General features: G+C 71.4%; 17 protein-coding genes. 14 read left to right on the forward strand and 3 right to left on the reverse strand.

Translation table 11 applies throughout. From position 1 onward, the window contains the following. The first annotated feature begins 2 nt into the window (after window positions 1–2). The 13 genes from EXU48_RS12890 (at window position 3) to EXU48_RS12950 (ending at window position 13514) form a co-directional block, all read left to right on the forward strand. On the forward strand, window positions 3–1325 hold the full coding sequence (locus EXU48_RS12890) for a PrsW family intramembrane metalloprotease (RefSeq protein WP_235857005.1): 1323 nt from the start codon (window positions 3–5) through the stop codon (window positions 1323–1325). 137 nt (window positions 1326–1462) lie between these two features. Further along, on the forward strand, window positions 1463–2389 hold the full coding sequence (gene pdxS / locus EXU48_RS12895; protein ID WP_165962827.1) for a pyridoxal 5'-phosphate synthase lyase subunit PdxS: 927 nt from the start codon (window positions 1463–1465) through the stop codon (window positions 2387–2389). Further along, window positions 2386–2916: an NUDIX hydrolase gene (locus tag EXU48_RS12900; RefSeq protein ID WP_235857007.1), complete on the forward strand. Its 531-nt coding sequence runs from the start codon at window positions 2386–2388 to the stop codon at window positions 2914–2916. The genes pdxS and EXU48_RS12900 overlap by 4 nt, the downstream gene beginning before the upstream one ends. Before the next feature lie 7 nt (window positions 2917–2923). Beyond that, window positions 2924–3562, forward strand: a complete 639-nt coding sequence (gene pdxT / locus EXU48_RS12905) for a pyridoxal 5'-phosphate synthase glutaminase subunit PdxT (RefSeq protein ID WP_133108088.1) — start codon at window positions 2924–2926, stop codon at window positions 3560–3562. A gap of 44 nt (window positions 3563–3606) precedes the next feature. Then, window positions 3607–4365 (forward strand): YebC/PmpR family DNA-binding transcriptional regulator, encoded by a 759-nt coding sequence (locus EXU48_RS12910; protein WP_133108089.1) that lies wholly within the window; start codon window positions 3607–3609, stop codon window positions 4363–4365. An 83-nt stretch (window positions 4366–4448) separates the two neighbouring features. Then, complete coding sequence (ruvC, locus tag EXU48_RS12915; protein ID WP_133108090.1) at window positions 4449–5066, forward strand: crossover junction endodeoxyribonuclease RuvC; 618 nt, start codon at window positions 4449–4451, stop codon at window positions 5064–5066. Window positions 5067–5134: 68 nt separating this feature from the next. Further along, a complete protein-coding gene (ruvA, locus tag EXU48_RS12920) occupies window positions 5135–5740 on the forward strand; it encodes a Holliday junction branch migration protein RuvA (protein WP_133108091.1) in 606 nt (201 codons plus the stop codon). A gap of 100 nt (window positions 5741–5840) precedes the next feature. Continuing rightward, window positions 5841–6848, forward strand: a complete 1008-nt coding sequence (gene ruvB, locus EXU48_RS12925) for a Holliday junction branch migration DNA helicase RuvB (protein ID WP_133108435.1) — start codon at window positions 5841–5843, stop codon at window positions 6846–6848. 109 nt (window positions 6849–6957) lie between these two features. Further along, window positions 6958–7386 carry a preprotein translocase subunit YajC gene (gene yajC / locus EXU48_RS12930; RefSeq protein ID WP_133108092.1) on the forward strand — a complete coding sequence of 143 codons (429 nt, stop codon included), beginning with the start codon at window positions 6958–6960 and terminating at the stop codon, window positions 7384–7386. A 60-nt stretch (window positions 7387–7446) separates the two neighbouring features. Beyond that, window positions 7447–9501, forward strand: a complete 2055-nt coding sequence (gene secD / locus EXU48_RS12935; RefSeq protein ID WP_133108093.1) for a protein translocase subunit SecD — start codon at window positions 7447–7449, stop codon at window positions 9499–9501. Next, window positions 9498–10601, forward strand: a complete 1104-nt coding sequence (secF, locus tag EXU48_RS12940; protein WP_407938735.1) for a protein translocase subunit SecF — start codon at window positions 9498–9500, stop codon at window positions 10599–10601. The genes secD and secF overlap by 4 nt, the downstream gene beginning before the upstream one ends. Before the next feature lie 8 nt (window positions 10602–10609). After that, window positions 10610–11140, forward strand: a complete 531-nt coding sequence (locus EXU48_RS12945) for an adenine phosphoribosyltransferase (RefSeq protein WP_133108095.1) — start codon at window positions 10610–10612, stop codon at window positions 11138–11140. A 25-nt stretch (window positions 11141–11165) separates the two neighbouring features. Next, window positions 11166–13514: a RelA/SpoT family protein gene (locus EXU48_RS12950; protein WP_133108096.1), complete on the forward strand. Its 2349-nt coding sequence runs from the start codon at window positions 11166–11168 to the stop codon at window positions 13512–13514. Window positions 13515–13549: 35 nt separating this feature from the next. On the opposite strand, the gene EXU48_RS12955 is transcribed toward EXU48_RS12950, so the two are convergent. After that, window positions 13550–15697, reverse strand: a complete 2148-nt coding sequence (locus tag EXU48_RS12955) for a DUF349 domain-containing protein (protein WP_235857008.1) — start codon at window positions 15695–15697, stop codon at window positions 13550–13552. Beyond that, window positions 15694–16488 (reverse strand): peptidylprolyl isomerase, encoded by a 795-nt coding sequence (locus EXU48_RS12960; RefSeq protein ID WP_235857009.1) that lies wholly within the window; start codon window positions 16486–16488, stop codon window positions 15694–15696. The genes EXU48_RS12955 and EXU48_RS12960 overlap by 4 nt, the downstream gene beginning before the upstream one ends. A 207-nt stretch (window positions 16489–16695) precedes the next feature. On the opposite strand from EXU48_RS12960, the gene hisS reads away from it, so the two are divergent. Next, window positions 16696–18048 carry a histidine--tRNA ligase gene (gene hisS / locus EXU48_RS12965; protein ID WP_133108097.1) on the forward strand — a complete coding sequence of 451 codons (1353 nt, stop codon included), beginning with the start codon at window positions 16696–16698 and terminating at the stop codon, window positions 18046–18048. Window positions 18049–18106: 58 nt separating this feature from the next. Here hisS and EXU48_RS12970 read toward each other — a convergent pair whose 3' ends face one another. Further along, window positions 18107–20023 carry a DEAD/DEAH box helicase gene (locus EXU48_RS12970; protein ID WP_133108098.1) on the reverse strand — a complete coding sequence of 639 codons (1917 nt, stop codon included), beginning with the start codon at window positions 20021–20023 and terminating at the stop codon, window positions 18107–18109. Window positions 20024–20216: the final 193 nt, after the last annotated feature.

Consider the following 20216-nt stretch of genomic DNA (forward strand, 5'->3'; position numbering starts at 1 on the left):
CCATGTCGAACCAGTACGGGTACCCGAACCCCGGCGGGTCCGGTCCTGGCGGGTACGGTTCCGGTCAAAGCCCCCAGCGGGCCCAGCAGCCGCAGCGACAGGCCTACCCGACGGCGTACCGCCCGGGCGGCTTCGCGCCGTCGCCCGCGGACTGGGGCACCATGAACGCCGCCACCGCCCCGCCGCCGAACACGACGGGCCCGATCGAGCAGGTCTGGGCTCCCGGGCAGCGACGCAGCAACCGGCACCTGTTCAACGTGATCGGCTACACGCTCGGCGGCGTGACGTTGATCATCGCGCTCGTCATCATCATGTACCAGACCGGGGTCGGGGAAGCCACCGCGGCGTTCTTCCTGGCGCTGCTCCCGCTCGCCATCGTGCTGTTGGGCGTCCGCTGGCTGGACCGCTGGGAGCCGGAGCCGAAGGGGATGCTGTTCCTGGCGCTGCTCTGGGGTGCCGGGGTGTCGGTGCTGAGCGCGCTGCTGGTGAACACCGCGGTCATCCAGTGGATCTACCAGCAGACCCTCGACGCCCAGGGCGCGAACACACTCGGCGCCGTCGTGGTCGCCCCGGTGGTCGAGGAGACCGTGAAGGGCCTCGGCGTGTTGTTGATCTTCCTGTTCCGGCGCCAGCACTTCGACGGACCCGTCGACGGCGTCGTGTACGCAGCGACGGTCGCGGCCGGGTTCGCGTTCACCGAGAACATCCTGTACTTCTCCCAGAACGCGGACATGGTCTGGACCGTGTTCGTGCTGAGGGGCATCTTCTCCCCGTTCGCGCACGCCCTGTTCACCTCCTGCGTGGGGATCGCATTGGGCATGGCGGCCCGGTCCAGCCGGACCGGTGCCGTGGTGTTCGCGTTCCCGGTGGGCCTTGTCGGCGCGATGGGGTTGCACGCGCTCTGGAACGGCAGCGCCAGCCTCGGCAACAACTTCGTGCTCCTCTACCTGGTGATCCAGGTGCCGCTGTTCATCGCCACCGTGGTGCTGCTCGCCTGGTTGCGACGGCAGGAGGCGGACGTGATCCGGGCCCGACTCGGCGAGTACGCCCAGGCGGGCTGGTTCGCTCCGCACGAGGTGGAGATGCTCTCCTCGCTACGGATGCGCGGCCAGGCCCGCGGCTGGGCGGACGGGTACGGCGAACGAGCGAAGGACGCGATGCGCTCGTTCCAGCGGGACGCGACCTCGCTGGCCTATCTGCGTCAGCGGGTCCTGACCGGGCGCGCGGACCTGCGCGCCTCGCAGAGCGAGCACGAGCTGCTGAACATGGTGCAGCGCGACCGGCACGTGTTCACCACGAACGCCCGCGGGATCGCCCCGATCTGAGGCCCGGCCGACGCACGCGGGAGTGCATGGGGAAGGGCCGCCGTCGGGACTAAACTGGTGGCTCACATCCCCCTGCCCCACACCGATCCGAGGTCACAGTGTCCGAGCAGTCCCAGTCCGAGCCGATTCCGTCCACTGTGCCCGACCTTCCGGACCGGCCGGACCAGCCCCGTGGAGCGGCCCCCGAGGTCGGCACCGCACGTGTGAAGCGCGGGATGGCGGAGATGCTCAAGGGCGGCGTCATCATGGACGTGGTGACCGCCGACCAGGCGAAGATCGCCGAGGACGCCGGCGCCGTGGCCGTGATGGCCCTCGAGCGGGTCCCCGCGGACATCCGCGCCCAGGGCGGGGTCTCCCGGATGAGCGACCCGGACATGATCGACTCGATCATCGAGACGGTATCGATCCCGGTGATGGCCAAGGCGCGGATCGGCCACTTCGTCGAGGCGCAGGTGCTGCAGAGCCTCGGGGTGGACTACATCGACGAGTCCGAGGTGCTCACCCCGGCCGACTACTCCCACCACATCGACAAGTGGCAGTTCACCGTGCCGTTCGTGTGCGGCGCCACCAACCTCGGCGAGGCGCTGCGCCGGATCACCGAGGGTGCGGCGATGATCCGCTCCAAGGGCGAGGCCGGCACCGGTGACGTGTCCAACGCGACCACCCACATGCGCACCATCCGCGACGAGATCCGCCGCCTCACGTCGCTGCCGGAGGACGAGTTGTACCTCGCGGCCAAGGAACTCCAGGCGCCGTACGACCTGGTCAAGGAGGTCGCCGAGAACGGCAAGCTGCCGGTCGTGGTGTTCACCGCCGGTGGCATCGCCACCCCCGCGGACGCCGCGATGATGATGCAGCTCGGCGCCGAGGGCGTGTTCGTCGGATCCGGGATCTTCAAGTCCGGCAACCCCGAGCAGCGGGCCCAAGCGATCGTCAAGGCCACCACGTTCTACGACGACCCGGACGTGATCGCGAAGGTCTCCCGCGGCCTCGGCGAGGCGATGGTCGGCATCAACGTCGACGACATCCCGGTGCCGCACCGCCTCGCCGAGCGCGGTTGGTGACCGATCTCGGCCCGGAGTGGCACATCGGCCCGGACGGGCGGTACTTCCGGCGGGCGGCCCGCGTCCTATTGTTCGACGACGCGAACCGGCTCCTGCTCGTGCGCGGTCACGACGTCGACCAGCCCGAGCGGACCTGGTGGTTCACCGTCGGCGGCGGGATCGACGCAGGGGAGAGCGCCCGGGACGCGGCCGTGCGGGAGCTGGTCGAGGAGACCGGGCTGAGCCTGCGCCCGGACGCCCTGATCGGGCCCGTGCTGACCCGGTCGGCGATCTTCGACTTCTTCGCCCGTGACGTCCGTCAGGACGAGGAGTTCTTCATGGCCCGCATCGACGCCCCGGGCGAGCTGAGCGCGGCGGGCTGGACGCAGGTCGAACAGGACTTCATGGACGAGATGAGGTGGTGGGACCTGGATGCCCTCGAGTCGGTGACCGTGGAGATCTTCCCCGCCCAGTTGGTCGAGATCACCCGCGAGCTCCTCGAGGGCTGGGACGGGACCGTCCGGCATCTCGGCGAGGTCTCCGAGTGAGGTCCGGATGAGCCGACCCCTGATCGGCGTGCTGGCCCTGCAGGGGGACGTCCGCGAACACACCCATGCGTTGCAGGCCTGCGGCGTCGACGTGGTGCCGGTGCGTCGCCGCAGCGAGCTCGCCGCCGTCGACGGGCTCGTGATCCCCGGCGGGGAGTCGACCACGATGGACCGGCTGCTCAAGGTCTTCGAGCTGTACCAGCCGCTGCGTGAGCGGATCGCCGACGGTCTGCCCGTGTACGGCTCCTGCGCCGGGATGATCCTGCTCGCGGACCGGATCCTCGACGGCGTCGGCGGGCAGGCCACCGTCGGCGGGCTCGACGTCACGGTGCGCCGGAACGCGTTCGGGCGGCAGGTGGACTCCTTCGAGGAGGACCTGGACGCTCCGCTGCTCGGCGCCGGTCCCATGGACGAGCCGCTGCACGCCGTCTTCATCCGGGCACCGTGGGTCGAGGCGGTCGGCGCGGGCGTGGAGGTCCTGGCCACGGTGAGGTCCGGGCCGGCGGCAGGTAGGATCGTCGCCGTACGCCAGGGGGTGCTGATGGCAACGGCCTTCCACCCGGAGATCGGTTCGGACCATCGCGTCCATCGGGCCTTCATCGACCTGGTCCGCGCGCACCGCCGGCGCGAGCACACCCGCCGGTAGGCGCGGATCACCAGCAGCACGGGTAATGAGAAGAGGGTAGGGACATGTCCGGTCACTCAAAGTGGGCGACGACCAAGCACAAGAAGGCCGCGATCGACGCCAAGCGCGGTCAGCTGTTCGCGAAGCTCGTCAAGAACGTCGAGGTCGCCGCGCGGACCGGCGGCGGGGACCCCGCGGGCAACCCGACCCTGTTCGACGCCATCCAGAAGGCGAAGAAGTCCTCGGTCCCGAACGACAACATCGACCGCGCGGTCAAGCGGGGCTCCGGGCTCGAGGCCGGCGGCGCCGACTACCAGACCATCATGTACGAGGGCTATGGCCCCGGCGGGGTCGCGGTCCTGGTCGAGTGCCTCACCGACAACCGGAACCGGGCGGCCTCGGACGTGCGCGTCGCGTTCACCCGCAACGGTGGCTCGCTCGCCGACCCTGGCAGCGTCTCCTACCTGTTCACCCGTAAGGGCGTCGTGATCGTGCCCAAGGCCGGCGAGCTGACCGAGGACGACATCCTCGAGGGCGTCCTGGACGCCGGCGCCGAGGAGGTCAACGACCTTGGCGAGGCGTTCGAGGTGATCAGTGAGGCGACCGACCTGGTGGCCGTCCGGACCGCCCTGCAGGGCGCCGAGATCGACTACGACTCGGCCGAGGCCCAGTTCGTGCCGGCCACCCAGATCGAGGTGGACGCCGACGGCGCCCGGAAGGTGCTGCGCCTGATCGATGCCCTCGAGGAGAGCGACGACGTGCAGAACGTGTTCGCGAACTTCGACGCCTCCGACGAGGTCATGGCCGAGCTCGACAACGACTGATCCGGCCTCGCCCGGGGCGTTCGGCCGACGGGGCGTGCGTGGCGCTACCGCGCCATGTCCGACGACGGTGCGAGAGTAACGGGGTGAGCTTCCGTATCCTCGGGGTCGACCCGGGCCTGACCCGGTGCGGGTTGGGCCTCGTCGAGGCCGGTCGCGGTCGCAGCCTGCGGCTGGTGGACGTCGGGGTGGCCCGGACCCGGGCGGACGAGGACCCGGCGTTGCGGCTGGCGCACATCGCGGACGAGCTGGAGGCGTGGATCCGGCGGCTCGAGCCGGACGCCGTCGCGGTGGAGCGGGTGTTCGCCCAGCACAACGTCCGGACCGTGACCGGCACCGCTCAGGTGGCCGGGCTGGCCATGGTCGCGGCCACCCGTGCCGGCGTGCCGGTGGCCCTGCACACGCCGAGCGAGGTCAAGGCCGCGGTCACCGGCAACGGCCGTGCCGAGAAGGCGCAGGTCCAGGAGATGGTGCGCCGCATCCTCGACCTGGACGAACGGCCCCAGCCGGCGGACGCCGCGGACGCCCTCGCGCTGGCGATCACCCACGCCTGGCGCTCCCACGCCGTCGGGCAGGTACACGCCGGTGCGCCGGGCGAGCGGCAGACGGCCGCCCAGCAGGCCTGGGCCCGCGCCGAGGCGGCCGCTCGCTCCGGCGGCCGGGCCGCCCCGCGCCTCGGAGCCCGCCCGGCGGGTCGCGGGTAGGTGCGGCCGGGGACAGGTTACGCTCGTGGCTCGTACGGATGTTCGCTGCAGCGGGAGGGTGGAGTCGAGTGATCGCATCGGTGCGGGGACGGGTCGAGCATGTCGGGCTGGACGCGGCGGTGCTCGAGGCCGCGGGACTGGGTTACCGGATCCATGCGACGCCCGGCACCCTCGCCACCCTGCGTGACGGCGCCGAGGTGACGCTGGCCACCACCCTGGTGGTCCGTGAGGACTCGATGACACTGTTCGGGTTCGCCGACGACGAGGAGCGGGACATCTTCGAACTGCTCCAGACCGTCAGCGGGGTCGGCCCCCGGCTGGCCCTGGCGATGCTCGCCGTGCACACCCCGAACGGACTGCGGCGGGCGGTCGCGGGGGAGGACCTCAAGGCCCTGACCCGGGTGCCCGGGATCGGTGAGAAGGGCGCGAGGCGGATCGTCCTGGAACTCGGTGACCGGCTCGGACCTGCGAGCGAGGAGGGCACCCGCCCGGCGCCGACGCCGGCCGGGTCGCAGGCGGACGTGGTCGCGGCCCTGGTCGGTCTCGGCTGGGCCCCGAAGCAGGCCGAGGCGGCGGTGGACAAGGTCCTCGCCGCCGGCGGCGTGGACGAGGCGGACACCGGTGCGGTCCTGCGTGCTGCGCTGCAGCAGTTGGGCGGGAGCACGCGTGGCTGACCGCAGGCGCGACGCCGACCACGCTGAAGGCACTGAGGGCACCGTTGATGGGTACGCGGGGCTCGACAGCTTCGATGAGCACCCGGAGGCCGGCGAGCACCTGCTCGCCGCGGAGGCAGACGAGCTCGACCGGGCGGCGGAGGCGGCGCTGCGCCCGCGGCGGCTCGCGGAGTTCATCGGGCAGCCGGTCGTCCGCGACCAGCTCTCCCTCGTGCTGGACGCGGCCAACGCCCGTGGCCGCACGCCCGACCACGTGCTGCTGGCCGGCCCACCGGGTCTGGGCAAGACCACCCTGGCGATGATCATCGCCGCCGAGGTGGACGGGGCGCTGCGGCTCACGTCGGGACCGGCGGTCCAACACGCGGGGGACCTGGCCGCGATCCTGTCCGCCCTGCAGGAGGGCGACGTCCTCTTCATCGACGAGATCCACCGGCTCGCCAGGCCCGCCGAGGAGATGCTCTACCTGGCCATGGAGGACTTCCGGGTGGATGTCGTGGTCGGCAAGGGGCCGGGCGCGACGGCCATCCCGCTGTCGCTGCCCCGGTTCACCGTGGTCGGTGCGACCACCCGGTCCGGGTTGCTGCCGGCGCCGCTGCGGGACCGGTTCGGGTTCACGGCGCACATGGACTTCTACTCGACGGCGGAGCTCGAGTCGGTCCTGCGGCGTTCGGCCCGGCTGTTGGGCGCTGAGCTCGAGGACTCAGCGGCCGCGGAGATCGCGAAGCGGTCCCGGGGCACCCCGCGGATCGCGAACCGGCTCCTGCGGCGGGTGCAGGACTGGGCCCAGGTGCGCGGCACCGGGGAGCTCGACCACGCGGCCGCGATGGCCGCGCTCGAGGTGTTCGAGGTGGATGTCCTCGGCCTGGACCGGCTGGACCGTTCCGTGCTGCGGGCCCTGTGCGAACGGTTCGGTGGCGGACCGGCCGGGCTCACCACGCTCGCGGTCGCGGTCGGTGAGGAACCGGAGACCGTGGAGACCGTTGCGGAGCCGTTCCTGGTCCGGGAGGGCCTGATGGCCCGCACGCCCCGGGGCCGGGTCGCCACGGCCGCGGCGTTCGCCCACCTCGGCCTGAGCGCCCCGAACCAGCCCGGGACCCTCTGGGACTGACCCGGTTCCGCGGGCGCCGGACCGGCGGATCCGTGACGGGGCATGGTTGGTGCCGCCAGTCTTGTCGCCTAGAATCGGGCGAACCCCCTCAACCTTGGAGTATTCCCTCATGGATGGTCAGAGCCCGATCCTGCTCATTGTGCTCGGCGTGGCGATCGTCGGCCTGTTCTTCATGAACAGCCGCGCGAAGAAGCAGCAGCAGCAGAAGCTCTCGTTCCGGGACTCGCTGGCACCGGGCCAGGACGTCCAGACCATCGGCGGGCTGGTGGGCACCGTCACGCACGTGGAGGGCGACCTGATCACGATCGCGACCACCCCGGGCACCGAACTGCGGTTCGTGCGCGCGGCGATCGCCAAGCTGGTCGAACCGACAGAGGAGCTGGCCGACGAGGCCGCCCACGACGAGGTCGACGAGGACTCCGGTGCCGTCGAGGAGTCCGACCCCACGCCGTCGGCCCCCGCGTCCGGCGAGCGGCCCACCGGTTTCCTCTCCGACGACGACCTGAAGAAGCCCTACCGGGACGGCGAGAAGCCGTAACGCACGCCCCGTTCCGCCCACTTGTGGCGCTGACGCGCGCCCACACGGAAGAAGACCTCGTTGGCATCACCTAAGAAGTCCCCGGTACGTCCGCTGCGTACCCTGACGTTTCTGGCGGTGCTGATCGCCATCGTGTTCGGAACGGTCGCCGCCGGCACGAAGTGGTCCGATGCCACCTGGACGCCGAGCCTCGCCCTCGACCTCGAGGGCGGCACGCAGCTGATCCTCACCCCGAAGACCGAGGACGGCGACCCGATCACCTCCGACCAGGTGAACGAGGCGATCCGGATCATCCGCCAACGCGTCGACGCCTCCGGGGTGGCCGAGGCGGAGATCACCAGCCAGGGTGGCCAGAACATCGTGGTCGCACTGCCCGGCAGCCCGTCGGAGGAGACCCTCGACCTGGTGCGCCGGAGCGCGCAGATGCGGTTCCGGCCGGTGCTCGTGGAGGCCGGGCCGGGTCAGATCGACCCCGCTCAGCTCGCGGCAGCGCAGGAGCAGGCGACCGACCCGTCAGCGGTGGACCCGGGCGCCGTCGACCCAGGCACCGTGGACCCGACGGACACCGCGACCGACCCGGCCACGGACCCGGCGACCGAGGAGACCACCGAACCTGCTGCGGACGGCGTCGTGCGCGGCACCGTGGGCACAACGGGCACCGAGGTGACGACCCCGCCGAGCGAGGAACCCACCGAGGAACCGGCCGAGGAGCCCACGGCGACCTCCTACACCCAGGAGGAGATCGAGGCCGCGGCCATGACCGCCTCCGACACGAACGGTGACGGCGTGCTCTCGGACGAGCCGACCGCCGAGCCGACCAGCGCCAGCGACCAGGCCTGGATCACCGAACAGCTCACCTACGACTTCTACATGCTCGACTGCACCGACCCGGCGAACCTGGTAGGCGGCGGCGGGGACGACCCGGACGCGCCGCTGGTGGCGTGCGCGGACGACGGCACCGCGAAGTACATCCTCGGGCCGATGGAGATCGCCGGCACCGAGATCTCCTCCGCGAGCTCCGGCCTGCAGGTCACCGAGTCCGGAACCGTGACCAACGACTACGTGGTCAACATCGAGTTCACCTCCGAGGGTGGCGAGAAGTTCGCCACGGTCACCGAGCGGCTGGCGTCGCCGGAGCAGCAGGCGAACGGGACCAACAGGTTCGCCATGGTTCTGGACGGACTCGTCATCTCGGCACCGAGCGTCACCGAGAAGATCCCGAGCGGTGAGGCGCAGATCAGCGGCAGCTCGGCCAACCCGTTCACCCGGGACCAGGCCACCGCGCTGGCGAACCAACTGAACTTCGGTGCGCTGCCGATCACGTTCGAGGTGCAGAGCGAGGAGCAGATCTCTGCGACGCTCGGCACCGAGCAGCTCGAGCGCGGCCTGCTGGCCGGCCTGATCGGGCTGATCCTCGTGGTGATCTACTCACTGATCCAGTACCGCGGCCTGGCCGTGGTCACGGTCGCCAGCCTCGTCGTGGCCGGCTCCCTCGTGTACGGGGTCATCGCGATGCTGTCGTGGGTGCAGGGCTACCGACTGTCCCTGCCCGGGGTGGCCGGTCTGATCGTGGCCATCGGTATCACCGCCGACTCCTTCATCGTGTACTTCGAACGGATCCGTGACGAGGTCCGGGAGGGCCGACGCCTCGATGCCGCGGTGGAGGAGGGGTGGAAGCGCGCCCGGCGGACCATCCTGGCCTCGGACGCGGTGAACCTGCTCGCTGCGATCGTGCTGTACTTCCTCGCCGTCGGCGGGGTCCGCGGGTTCGCCTTCACCCTCGGCCTGACGACGATCATCGACCTGATCGTCGTGATGCTGTTCACCCACCCGATGGTCCAGCTGCTGACCCGGACGAAGTTCTTCGGCGAGGGACACCGGCTGTCCGGCCTCGACCCCGAGCATCTGGGCGCCACCGTCTCCGCATACAAGGGGCGCGGCCGGTTCCGCAGCGCCGAGGAACGGATGAGCATCGCCGAGCGCAGGCGTCGGGACGCCGAGGTCGCGGCCGAGTCCGCCGCCTCACCCGAACCCGCCGAGGACTCCCCGGACGATCCGGGCGGCTCGGCCGATGAGAGCGTCACCTCCGCCACGGCCAAGGACGGTGAGAAGTGATGGCGAACTTCGCCAAGTTCGGCAACGAGCTGTACTCCGGGAAGCGTTCCTTCGACATCGTCGGACACCGACGCCGGTGGTTCGCGATCGCTATCGGGCTGATCGTGCTCTCGGGTCTGCTTGTCGGCATCCGGGGGATCAACCCCGGGATCGAGTTCCGCGGCGGTTCGGAGTTCACCGTCTCCGGAACCTCCAACCCGGACCCGCAGCTCGCCCAGGACGCCCTCGCCGAGGTGAACAGCGAGCAGGTCGCGCGGGTCACCACGGTGGGTTCGTCCGCGATCCGGGTGCAGACCGAGGAGCTCACGGACACTGAGACCAGCGAGCTCGCCGACCTGCTCGCGGAGGCGTACGACGTGCCGGCGGGGGATGTGACGTCGTCCTTCGTGGGACCCTCGTGGGGCGCGGACGTGACCGCGAAGGCCGTGCAGGGGCTGGTCATCTTCCTGGTCCTGGTCACCCTCGTGATGGCGCTCTACTTCCGCCGATGGTCGATGGCGATCGCCGCGCTCATCGCGCTGCTGCACGACCTCGTCATCACGATCGGTCTCTACGCCGGGGTCGGCTTCGAGGTCACCCCCGCCACTGTGATCGGGTTCCTGACCATCCTCGGCTACTCGCTGTACGACACGGTGGTGGTCTTCGACAAGGTCCGTGAGAACACCGAGGGCGTCCTCGACCAGACCCGGTACACCTACGCCGAGGCGGCGAACCTGGCCGTGAACCAGACGCTCGTCAGGTCGATCAACACCTCGGTCGTCGGGTTGCTGCCGGTGGCGTCCATCCTGTTCGTCGGCGCGTTCCTGCTCGGCGCCGGCACGCTGCGTGACATCGCCCTCGCCCTGTTCATCGGGATGCTCTTCTCCACCCTGTCCTCGATCTTCATCGCCACCCCGATGGAGGTGGTGCTGCGCCAGCGTGACCCGAAGATCGCCGCGCACACCGCGAAGGTTCTCGAGCTGCGCGAGCGACGCGTGGCCGAGGCCGAGGAGGTCGGGCTCAGTGCGGATGAGGTGCTCGCCGGGTCCCGGGCCGGTGGACTGGTCGCCGGGCGGCACCTCGGCCAGGGTGCCCAGCCGCGTCGTCGGGCCAAGCGGTGACGCCGAGGATGATCTCCACGGGGCTGCACGACCTGATCTCGGAGCGGGTGCGGGACGTGCCGGACTTCCCCGAGCCCGGCGTGATGTTCCGCGACATCACCCCGCTGCTCGCGGACGGCACCGCGTTCTCCGCCGTGGTGGGACACCTGGCGGACGTGTTCGGTGGTGAGGTGGACCTGGTCGCCGGGATCGAGGCCCGCGGGTTCCTGCTGGCTGCGCCGCTGGCCGCGGTCCTCGGCGTCGGGGTCGTGGCGGTCCGCAAGGCCGGCAAGCTGCCCCCGCCGACCAGGCGCACGGCCTACGATCTCGAGTACGGCAGCGCCGAGATCGAGGTATCCCCGGCGGGGCTGCGACCGGGCGCCCGCGTGGTCCTGATCGACGACGTCCTCGCCACCGGAGGGACCGCGGCCGCCGCCTGCCGGCTCCTGGAGGACGCCGGCACCACCGTGACCGGGATCGGGTTCCTCATCGAACTGCTCGCCCTCGGCGGACGGGACCGGCTCCCCGACCGGCCGCTGCACGCACTGGTCAGCTACTGAGTCCGGTACGTCGTAGCATGGCCGGATGAGCGAGGACGTCGCGGTCGGGACGCCGTCCGACCCCGGGAACCGGGATCAGGCCGGCGACCCGACCGTGCCCGGCTCGCGGATGCGTTCGCGCCTGGTGCGGCTCGGTTCGCGTGGGCACTCCACGCCGCCCGCCATCGAGCCGCTCATCCAGGTGGTGCGCAGCAACCACCCGAAGGCGGATACCGGCCTGCTCGAACGGGCCTACCGGGTGGCCGAGCGCGCCCACCAGGGCCAGTCCCGCAAGAGCGGCGATCCCTACATCACCCACCCGGTCGCCGTCGCCACGATCCTGGCCGAGCTCGGCATGACGCCGCCCACCCTGGCCGCGGCCCTGCTCCACGACACCGTCGAGGACACCAGTTACAGCCTGGACGCGCTCCGCGCCGACTTCGGTGACGAGATCGCCGTGCTGGTCGACGGCGTCACGAAGCTCGACAAGGTGAAGTACGGCGAGGCCGCGCAGGCCGAGACGGTCCGCAAGATGGTCATCGCCATGGCGCGGGACATCCGGGTCCTGGTCATCAAGCTCGCCGACCGGCTGCACAACGCTCGGACCTGGAAGTACGTCTCGGCCGAGTCCGCGTCCCGGAAGGCGAAGGAGACGCTCGAGATCTACGCCCCGCTCGCACACCGGCTGGGCATGAACACGATCAAGTGGGAGCTCGAGGACCTGTCCTTCGCGGCGCTGTACCCGAAGGTGTACGAGGAGATCGTGCACCTGGTCGCCGAACGGGCCCCGGCCCGGGAGGAGTTCCTGGCGATCGTGCGCGAACAGGTCACCGCGGACCTGAAGGCCGCGAGGATCAAGGCCACCGTGACCGGCCGGCCGAAGCACTACTACTCGATCTACCAGAAGATGATCGTCCGCGGCCGTGACTTCGCCGACATCTACGACCTCGTCGGGGTCCGGGTCCTGGTGGACTCGGTCCGGGACTGCTACGCCGCCCTCGGCGCGCTGCACGCGCGTTGGAACCCGGTGGCCGGGCGGTTCAAGGACTACATCGCGATGCCGAAGTTCAACATGTACCAGTCGCTGCACACCACGGTGATCGGACCGACCGGGAAGCCGGTCGAGATCCAGATCCGCAGCATGGACATGCACCGGCGGGCGGAGTACGGCGTCGCGGCGCACTGGAAGTACAAGGAGACCGGCAAGCAGCAGGGCAAGCAGGCCAAGGAGTCCGAGGCGGACGCGATGCTGTGGCTGCGCCAGCTCGTCGACTGGCAGCGCGAGACCGCGGACCCGGGGGAGTTCCTGGACTCCCTCCGGTTCGAGATGTCCGGCGCCGAGGTGTATGTCTTCACCCCGAAGGGCGACGTGCTCGCCCTGCCCGCGGGTTCCACGCCCGTCGACTTCGCGTACGCCGTGCACACGGAGGTCGGGCACCGGACCGTCGGCGCCCGTGTGAACGGTCGCCTCGTCAACCTCGAGTCGACCCTCGAGAACGGGGACACCGTCGAGGTGTTCACCTCCCGCGCCGAGGGAGCCGGGCCGAGCCACGACTGGCTCAGCTTCGTGAAGAGCCCGCGGGCCCGGAACAAGATCCGGGCGTGGTTCACGAAGGAGCGGCGCGAGGAAGCCATCGACTCCGGGCGCAACCTGATCGCGAAGGCGATGCGCAAGCAGAACCTGCCGATGCAGCGGCTGCTGAACCACGACACCCTGGTCGCCCTCGCGGACGAGATGCGCTACGGCACCGTCGGCGAGTTGTACGCGGCCGTCGGCGAGGGCCATGTGTCCGCGACGAACGTGGTGCAGAAGCTCGTGGCGTCCCTCGGGGGCGAGGAGGTCACCGAGGAGGACGTCGCCGAGGTGACCCGGCCCGGCACCCGGTCACCGCGGTCCCGGTCCGGCGACCCGGGGATCATCGTCAAGGGCATGGGCAACACGGACCTGTGGACCAAGCTCGCCCGATGCTGTACCCCGGTGCCGGGCGACCCGATCGTGGGGTTCATCACGCGCGGCTCCGGGGTGTCGGTGCACCGGGCCGACTGCTCGAACGTCGAGGGCCTGCGGGCGCAGCCCGAGCGGATGATCGAGGTGGACTGGGCCCCGAACGCGCAGAGCGTGTTCCTGGTGCAGATCCAGGTGGAGGCGCTCGACCGGAACGGGCTGCTGTCCGACGTGACCAAGGTGCTCTCGGACAACCACGTGAACATCCTGTCCGCCAACGTCGCCACCTCCAGGGACCGGGTGGCGATGTCCCGCTTCGTGTTCGAGATGGCTGAACCCTCGCACCTGGGCCACGTGCTCCGGGCGGTCCGCAACATCGAGGGCGTCTTCGACGTCTACCGGATCACGGGATCCCGCGCTGACAAGGCGACGGGGGCCGCGACGGTCTGAACCGCCGCGCCCCCCGAGCCACCCGGGTCCACGGGTCAGCGGGCGTCGTCCGCGGCGCGGAGCACCTGCTCCAGCCACGCCTTCCGGGCCTCGAGCGCCTCGGTGGCGTCCTTGACCCGGCGGGAGTCACCGGACGCCTTCGCCTTCTCCAGGTCCTCCTCCAGGCCCGCGATGGCGGACTCGAGCTGAGCGGCCGCGCCCTCCGCGCGGGCCCGGACCCGCGGGTTGGAGGTCTTCCACTCTCGCTGCTCGGCGTCCCGGACGGCCTCCTCGACGGCGCGCAGCCGCCCTTCGACCCGTTGCAGGTCGCCGCGGGGCACCTTGCCGGCAGCCTCCCACCGGTCCTGGATGTCCCGCAGCGTGGCCTTGGCCGAGCGCAGGTCCCGCACAGGCAGGATCGCCTCCGCCTCGGTGAGGATCGCGAGCTTGACCTTGAGATTCTCGCCGAACTCGGCGTCGGTCTCGGCGTTCCGGGCGTTCCGAGCCTCGAAGAACGTGTCCTGGGCCGCGCGGAAACGCGCCCACAGGGCGTCGTCCTCCTTGCGGGAGGCCCGCCCGGCCCGCTTCCACTCGTCCATCAGGTCCCGATAGGCGGCGGCGGTCGGGCCCCAGTCGCTGGAACCGGAGAGCGCCTCGGCCCGCTCGATCAGGCGCTCCTTGGCGTCCTTGACCTGGGCGTGCGTCTTGTCGAGCTCGGCGAAGTACTGACGCCGGTTCCGGTCGAACTGTGAACGCGCGTGCGAGAACCGCTTCCACAGCGCGTCCTCGGACGGCCGGTCCAGCCGCACGCCGGTCTTCTGGGCGTGCTTCCATTCGTCGAGGAGCTTGCGCAGTTCCTCACCCTGCTGGCGCCACTGCACCCGGGCCGGATCCGCTCCGGCGATCGTCTCGGCGCGCTCGACGATGACGGTGCGCTCGGCGAGGGCTTGCGCGCGAGCGGCCTCCCGTTCGGCGGCGATCTCCTTGCGACGCTGCCCGGCCTGCTCGCGCAGGTCCTCCAGTTCCGCGCGGAGCCCGTCGACGTCGCCGACCACGGCCGGGTCCTCGAACTGCGCCGTGAGCCCGGACAACGTCGAGTCCAGATCCTTCACGCTCAGCGTCGACAGGCGGGCACCGAACAGCCGGACCTGCGCCTGCAGGTCCAGGAACCGGCGGATGTAGAGCGAGAGCGCCTCCTCCTCGGAAACCCCGGGGTATTGTCCGACGACGCGTTCGCCGGCCGCCTCGCGCACGTGGACCGTGCCGTCGGCGTCGACCCGGCCGTACTCGGCGGCGGCGGCGACCTCGACCGGGTCCAAGGGTGCCTCGGCGCCGGCGTCGACCGGTGCGGGTGCGGCGACCGCGGGGACGACGGCGGGGGTGCTCTGCGCGAGCACCGCCGGCGTGGGCGTCGGGCCCGGTCGGGGACCGGGCCGCGGCCCCGGCCGTGGCATCGGCTTCGGGCCGGGGGTGGGCGCCGCGGAGTCCGTCCCGGCGGCGGGGGCGAGGGCGACCTGCTCGACGGCGGGTGCCGGCTCGGTCGGCGACGTGGCCCCGGCAGCCGGTGCTTCCGCCGCGACCGGGTTGGCGACTGGTGCCTCGGTGGCTGGTGCCTCGGTGGCTGGTGCCTCGGTGGCTGGTGCCTCGGTGGCTGGTGCCTCGGTGGCTGGTGCCTCGGTGGCTGGTGCCTCGGTGGCTGGTGCCTCGGTGGCTGGTGCCTCGGCGGCTGGTGCCTCGGCGGCCGGTGCCTCGGCGGCTGGTGCCTCGGCGACGGCTGCTTCCGTGCCCGCGGGGAGCTCGGCGGCCCTTTCGGCGATCACGGCCTCGGCGACTGGTGCTTCGGTATCCGGTGCCTCGGCGGTCGGTGCCTCGGCGACCGGCTCCTCGGTGGCTGGTGCCTCGGTGGCTGGTGCCTCGGTGGCTGGTGCCTCGGCGGCTGGTGCCTCGGTGGCTGGTGCCTCGGCGGCTGGTGCCTCGGCGGCTGGTGCCTCGGTGGCTGGTGCCTCGGCGGCTGGTGCCTCGGCGGCTGGTGCCTCGGTGGCTGGTGCCTCGGCGGCTGGTGCCTCGGCGGCCGGTGCCTCGATGCTCGGCGCCTCGGTGCCGGCGGCGTCGGTCGTTGGCACGTTCTGGTCCTGCGGCAACTGGCTCTCCACGTCTGTGCTCGGCTGGTCCTGCTGGGCCGGGTCGTTGGTGTGCTCGGTCACTGGACCTCCACGCTCTCGATGATGACGTTCTCGATCGGTTGTCCGTCCGGGGAACCGTCGGCGGTGCCGGCCGCGCCGATCGCCTGCAGGATCTCCAGGCCGCTGTCGATCGTGCCGAAGACCGAGTAGCCGCCGGCCGTGTCCGACGGCAGCGGAACGTCATTGAAGACCAGGAAGAACTGCGACCCCTGACTCTCGGCGTTGTCGGGCTGCCGGGCCATGGCGATGGTGCCGGCGGGGTAGACGTCGTCGGTGGGCGCGTTCTCGATCGGACCGAACGAGTAGCCGGGGCCACCGCTGCCGGAGGCCGTCGGGTCCCCGCACTGCAGCAGCGAGTCGGGCAGCAGCCGGTGGCAGGCGGTGCCGTCGAAGAAGCCGTTGGAGGCGAGCATCACGAACGAGGCCACGGTCTGTGGTGCCGCGGCGCCGTCGAGGGTCGCCGCGACGTCACCCATGTTGGTGTGGATGACCACGCTCCAGTCCTGGTCCAGGGAGTCCGAGGCCGGCGGCGGGGCCTGGTAGGTCTGCGGGTTCGTGGTCGGCAGGGCGCCGGGCTCGGGCGCCGGCGACTCGGTGCCGGTCGTGTCGCTCGCGCTCGGTTCCGCGGCGGGGTCCTGCTGCAACTGCCTGTTCCAGAGGAACAGGCCGGCGGCGACCACAACCAGGGCGAGCACCGAGATCGTCGCGACGATCCGGCGTTCGCGCGCGAGCGCGTTCTGCTTGGCCATCTTGGCGGCACGCTTGTTGTATCGACGACGCGCGTACTCGCGTTCCCGCTTACTCGGGGACACCCATTTCCTCCTCGGAACAGACAACGGCCACGATGCGGACTCACACCCCGCTCCCACGCCGATTCGCGCGTGTGCGGGGACGCCGAAGGTGGCGCACGTGCCCGATTCTAGGCAAGGCTGCCACACCCACCCCGCCACGGGGCACGCGCGGCCGGTCACGGGATGGTCACAAACGTGCCGGCGTCCGCTCGATGGAATGATGGGGGCATGGCTCGAATCGCACCCCTGTCCGGATTTCCCGAGTGGCTCCCCGAAGGCCGCGCCGTCGAATCGCACATCCTGCGCACCGTGGCCCACGTGTTCGAGCTGCACGGCTTCGTCGGGATCGAGACCCGCGCCGTGGAACCGCTCGAGCAGTTGCTCAGCAAGGGTGAGACGTCCAAGGAGGTGTACCTCCTGCGGCGCCTGCAGGAGGACGGGGAGCAGAGCGGAAGCGGCGACAAGACCCTCGGCCTGCACTTCGACCTGACCGTGCCGTTGGCACGGTACGTCCTGGAGAACGCCGGCCACCTCTCCTTCCCGTTCAAGCGCTACCAGATCCAGAAGGTCTGGCGTGGCGAGCGGCCCCAGGACGGCCGGTTCCGGGAGTTCACGCAGGCGGACATCGACGTGGTCGGTTCCGAGGAGCTGCCGTTCCACTTCGAGGTGGAACTCCCGCTGGTGATCGCCGAGGCGTTCGCCGCGTTGACCGGGATCGGGCTGCCGCCGGTGCGGATCTCGGTGAACAACCGGAAGGTCGCCCAGGGTTTCTACGAGGGACTCGGTCTCGCCGACGTCGATGGCGTGCTCCGCACGATCGACAAGCTCGACAAGATCGGACCGGACGCCGTCGTGGCGGCGCTCCAGAGCGACAACGGGGCGACCGAGGAGCAAGCGCGCGCCTGCCTGGCGTTGGCGTCGATCACCGGCACCGACGCGTCGGTGGCGGAGCGGGTGCTCGCCCTCGGTGTGCGCACGCCCCGCCTGGAGGAGGGCCTCGACGAACTGGTCCGGCTCGTCGAGACCGCCGCGGCCCGCGCTCCGGGGGTGGTCGTCGCGGATCTGAGGATCGCCCGTGGCCTCGACTACTACACCGGCAGCGTCTACGAGACCACCCTGGTCGGGCACGAACAGCTCGGTTCGATCTGCTCGGGCGGCCGGTACGACTCGCTCGCCTCGGACGGCAGCCGCACCTATCCGGGGGTCGGCCTGTCGATCGGGGTGTCGCGGTTGGTCTCGCGGCTGCTCGGCGCGGGCCTGTCGGCGCCCAGCCGGGCGGTCCCGACGGCGGTGCTCGTCGCGGTCTCGGACGAGGCACACCGCGGCGCGTCCGATGCCGTGGCCGCGGCGCTGCGCGGCCGCGACATCCCCACGGACGTCGCCCCGAACGCGGCGAAGTTCGGCAAGCAGATCCGGCACGCGGACCGCCGCAGCATCCCGTTCGTCTGGTTCCCTGGCGCGGACGGCGCCCCCGACCAGGTCAAGGACATCCGCACCGGTGAGCAGGTCGACGCGGACCCGGCCACCTGGGAGCCGCCCGTAGCGGACCGCTGGCCGGCCGTTCTCCCGCAACCCTCGTAGGAGTCCGCGGAAGCGACGAGACCCCCAACACCGAGGTGCTGGGGGTCTCGTCGTGGTGTCAGCGGGGAACGCTGCGCGAGGGGCGCTGGCCGCCGTACTTGCCGGCCGGCTTGCCGGAGTACGGCTTGCCCGACCGCGGCTTGTCCCACTGGCCGCGGGCGCCGTGCGGCTTGTCGACGTGACCCTTCGCGTCGCCGACGCGGGGGCCGCGGCGCGGGCCGCCCTCGTCCGGGCGGATCTTCAGGGCCTGGCCGGCCACCCGGGCGTTGCCGATCCGGCGGGACGCCTCCGGTGTCACGTCCGCGGAGATCTCCACGAGGGAGAACCGGCTGAAGATGTCGATCTTGCCGAGGTCGCTGCCGCGCAGGCCACCCTCGCCGGTGATCGCGCCGACGATGTCCTGCGGGCGGGCGCCGTGCGTGTGGCCGACCGCCACCCGGTAGACGGTGCCGGTGCCGGACGGGCGGTGTCCACGGCTCGGGCCACGGCGCTCGTCGTGCGCGCCCCGGGCGACCCGCTCGGGACGCTCGGTGTCGAACCGGGCGGAGAACTCGCCGTCGGGGTTCTCGACTGCTTCATCCTCCCGCCACGGCTTCGGGCCGGTGTCCCCGACCGCCAGGGCAAGCAGGGCGGCGGCGACGTCGAGCGGGTCACCGGCGGCCGTGTCCTCGCCCTCGAGCAGGTAGCCGGCCAGCTGTTCGCGGTAGGACTCGAGCCGGCCGTTGCCGATGCGCTCGGTCACGGAGTCGAGCACCGTGGTCGCGCGGTGGGCGCTCACCTGCGCCGGGGTCGGGATCGGAACCTCGGTCAGCGGGGTGCGGGTGACCCGCTCGATGGCGCGCAGGCGGCCCCGCTCGCGCGGGGTCAGGAACGTCAGCGCGATGCCGGTCCGCCCGGCCCGCCCGGTCCGGCCGATCCGGTGCACGTACGCCTCCGGCTCGCCCGGGACGTCGAAGTTCACGACGAGCCCGATCCGGTCCACGTCGAGGCCACGGGCGGCCACGTCGGTCGCGACCAGCACGTTCAGGGTGCCGTTGCGCAGGCGCTCCACGATCCGCTCGCGTTCGCGCTGGGCCACGTCACCGGAGATGGTCGCGGCGTTGATGCCGCGCTCGATGAGCGCCGAGCCGACGTCCTCCGCGGTGCCGCGGGTGCGCACGAACACCAGCGCCGCCTCCGCGGGGGTGGTGGCGAGTACGCGGGCCAGCGCACCGATCTTGTGGCGGAACGGGACGACGGCGTAGGTCTGGGTGATCGTGTCCGTCGTCGAGGACTGGCGTGCGGTGGCGACCTCGACCGGGTCGTTCATGTGGGTGCGGGCGACCTTGCGGATCGCCGGCGGCATCGTGGCTGAGAACAGGGCGGTCTGCCGGTCGTCCGCGGCGTGGGTGAGGATCTGGTCGACGTCCTCCGCGAAGCCCATCCGGAGCATCTCGTCGGCCTCGTCGAGGGCCAGGAACTTCAGGCCGGCGAGGTCCAGGGCGCCGCGCTCGAGCATGTCGATGACACGCCCGGGGGTGCCGACGATCACCTGCGCGCCGTTCTGGATGCCCCGCAGCTGCGGTCCGTACGGGGAGCCGCCGTAGATCGCCAGCACGTTCACGCCGCGACTGGCGGCGGCCATCGCGCCGATCGCGTCGCTGACCTGCATGGCCAGTTCCCGGGTCGGGGTCAGCACCAGTGCCTGGACGCTGCGCCGCTCGGGGTCGATGGTCGCCAGCAGGGGCAGCCCGAACGCGGCCGTCTTACCGGTGCCGGTCTGGGCCACGCCGGTCACGTCACGCCCGGCCAGCAGGGTCGGGATGACCGCGGCCTGGATGTCCGTCGGGGTGGTGAAGCCCATCCGGGAGACGGCGTCGAGCAGGTCCCGCGGCAGGCCGAGATCGGCGAACGTGCCAGGTGCCGCGGCGGCGGTGGCGTGGGTGTCGTGGGCGCCGTGCGTGGGCACGTCGGAGGACAGGACGGATTCAGTCATGGTGGGGCCTTCGTCTGATGCGGAGCCGGCGGACCGGACGGTCCTTCTCCGCATCGGCCCGTCTCCTGTCGATGGCGCACTCTGCGACATCCGCACGTGAACACCCGCACTCGGCGGGTCGTGATGTGGGCCCTCTCGCGGCATGATGCGCTCCAGGTGCCTCCAGCCTACCGGGCCCGGAGCCTACGGTGCC

The organism is Occultella glacieicola (assembly GCF_004353825.1).
In the GTDB taxonomy this organism is placed as follows: domain Bacteria; phylum Actinomycetota; class Actinomycetes; order Actinomycetales; family Beutenbergiaceae; genus Occultella; species Occultella glacieicola.

Coding starts and splice junctions, on each gene's coding strand:
- EXU48_RS12890 (WP_235857005.1), top strand. CDS start 3: ATGTCGAACCAGTACGGGTACCCGAACCCCGGCGGGTCCGGTCCTGGC.
- pdxT (WP_133108088.1), top strand. CDS start 2,924: ATGAGCCGACCCCTGATCGGCGTGCTGGCCCTGCAGGGGGACGTCCGC.
- EXU48_RS12910 (WP_133108089.1), top strand. CDS start 3,607: ATGTCCGGTCACTCAAAGTGGGCGACGACCAAGCACAAGAAGGCCGCG.
- yajC (WP_133108092.1), top strand. CDS start 6,958: ATGGATGGTCAGAGCCCGATCCTGCTCATTGTGCTCGGCGTGGCGATC.
- EXU48_RS12945 (WP_133108095.1), top strand. CDS start 10,610: ATGATCTCCACGGGGCTGCACGACCTGATCTCGGAGCGGGTGCGGGAC.
- EXU48_RS12950 (WP_133108096.1), top strand. CDS start 11,166: ATGAGCGAGGACGTCGCGGTCGGGACGCCGTCCGACCCCGGGAACCGG.
- hisS (WP_133108097.1), top strand. CDS start 16,696: ATGGCTCGAATCGCACCCCTGTCCGGATTTCCCGAGTGGCTCCCCGAA.
- EXU48_RS12970 (WP_133108098.1), bottom strand. CDS start 20,023: ATGACTGAATCCGTCCTGTCCTCCGACGTGCCCACGCACGGCGCCCAC.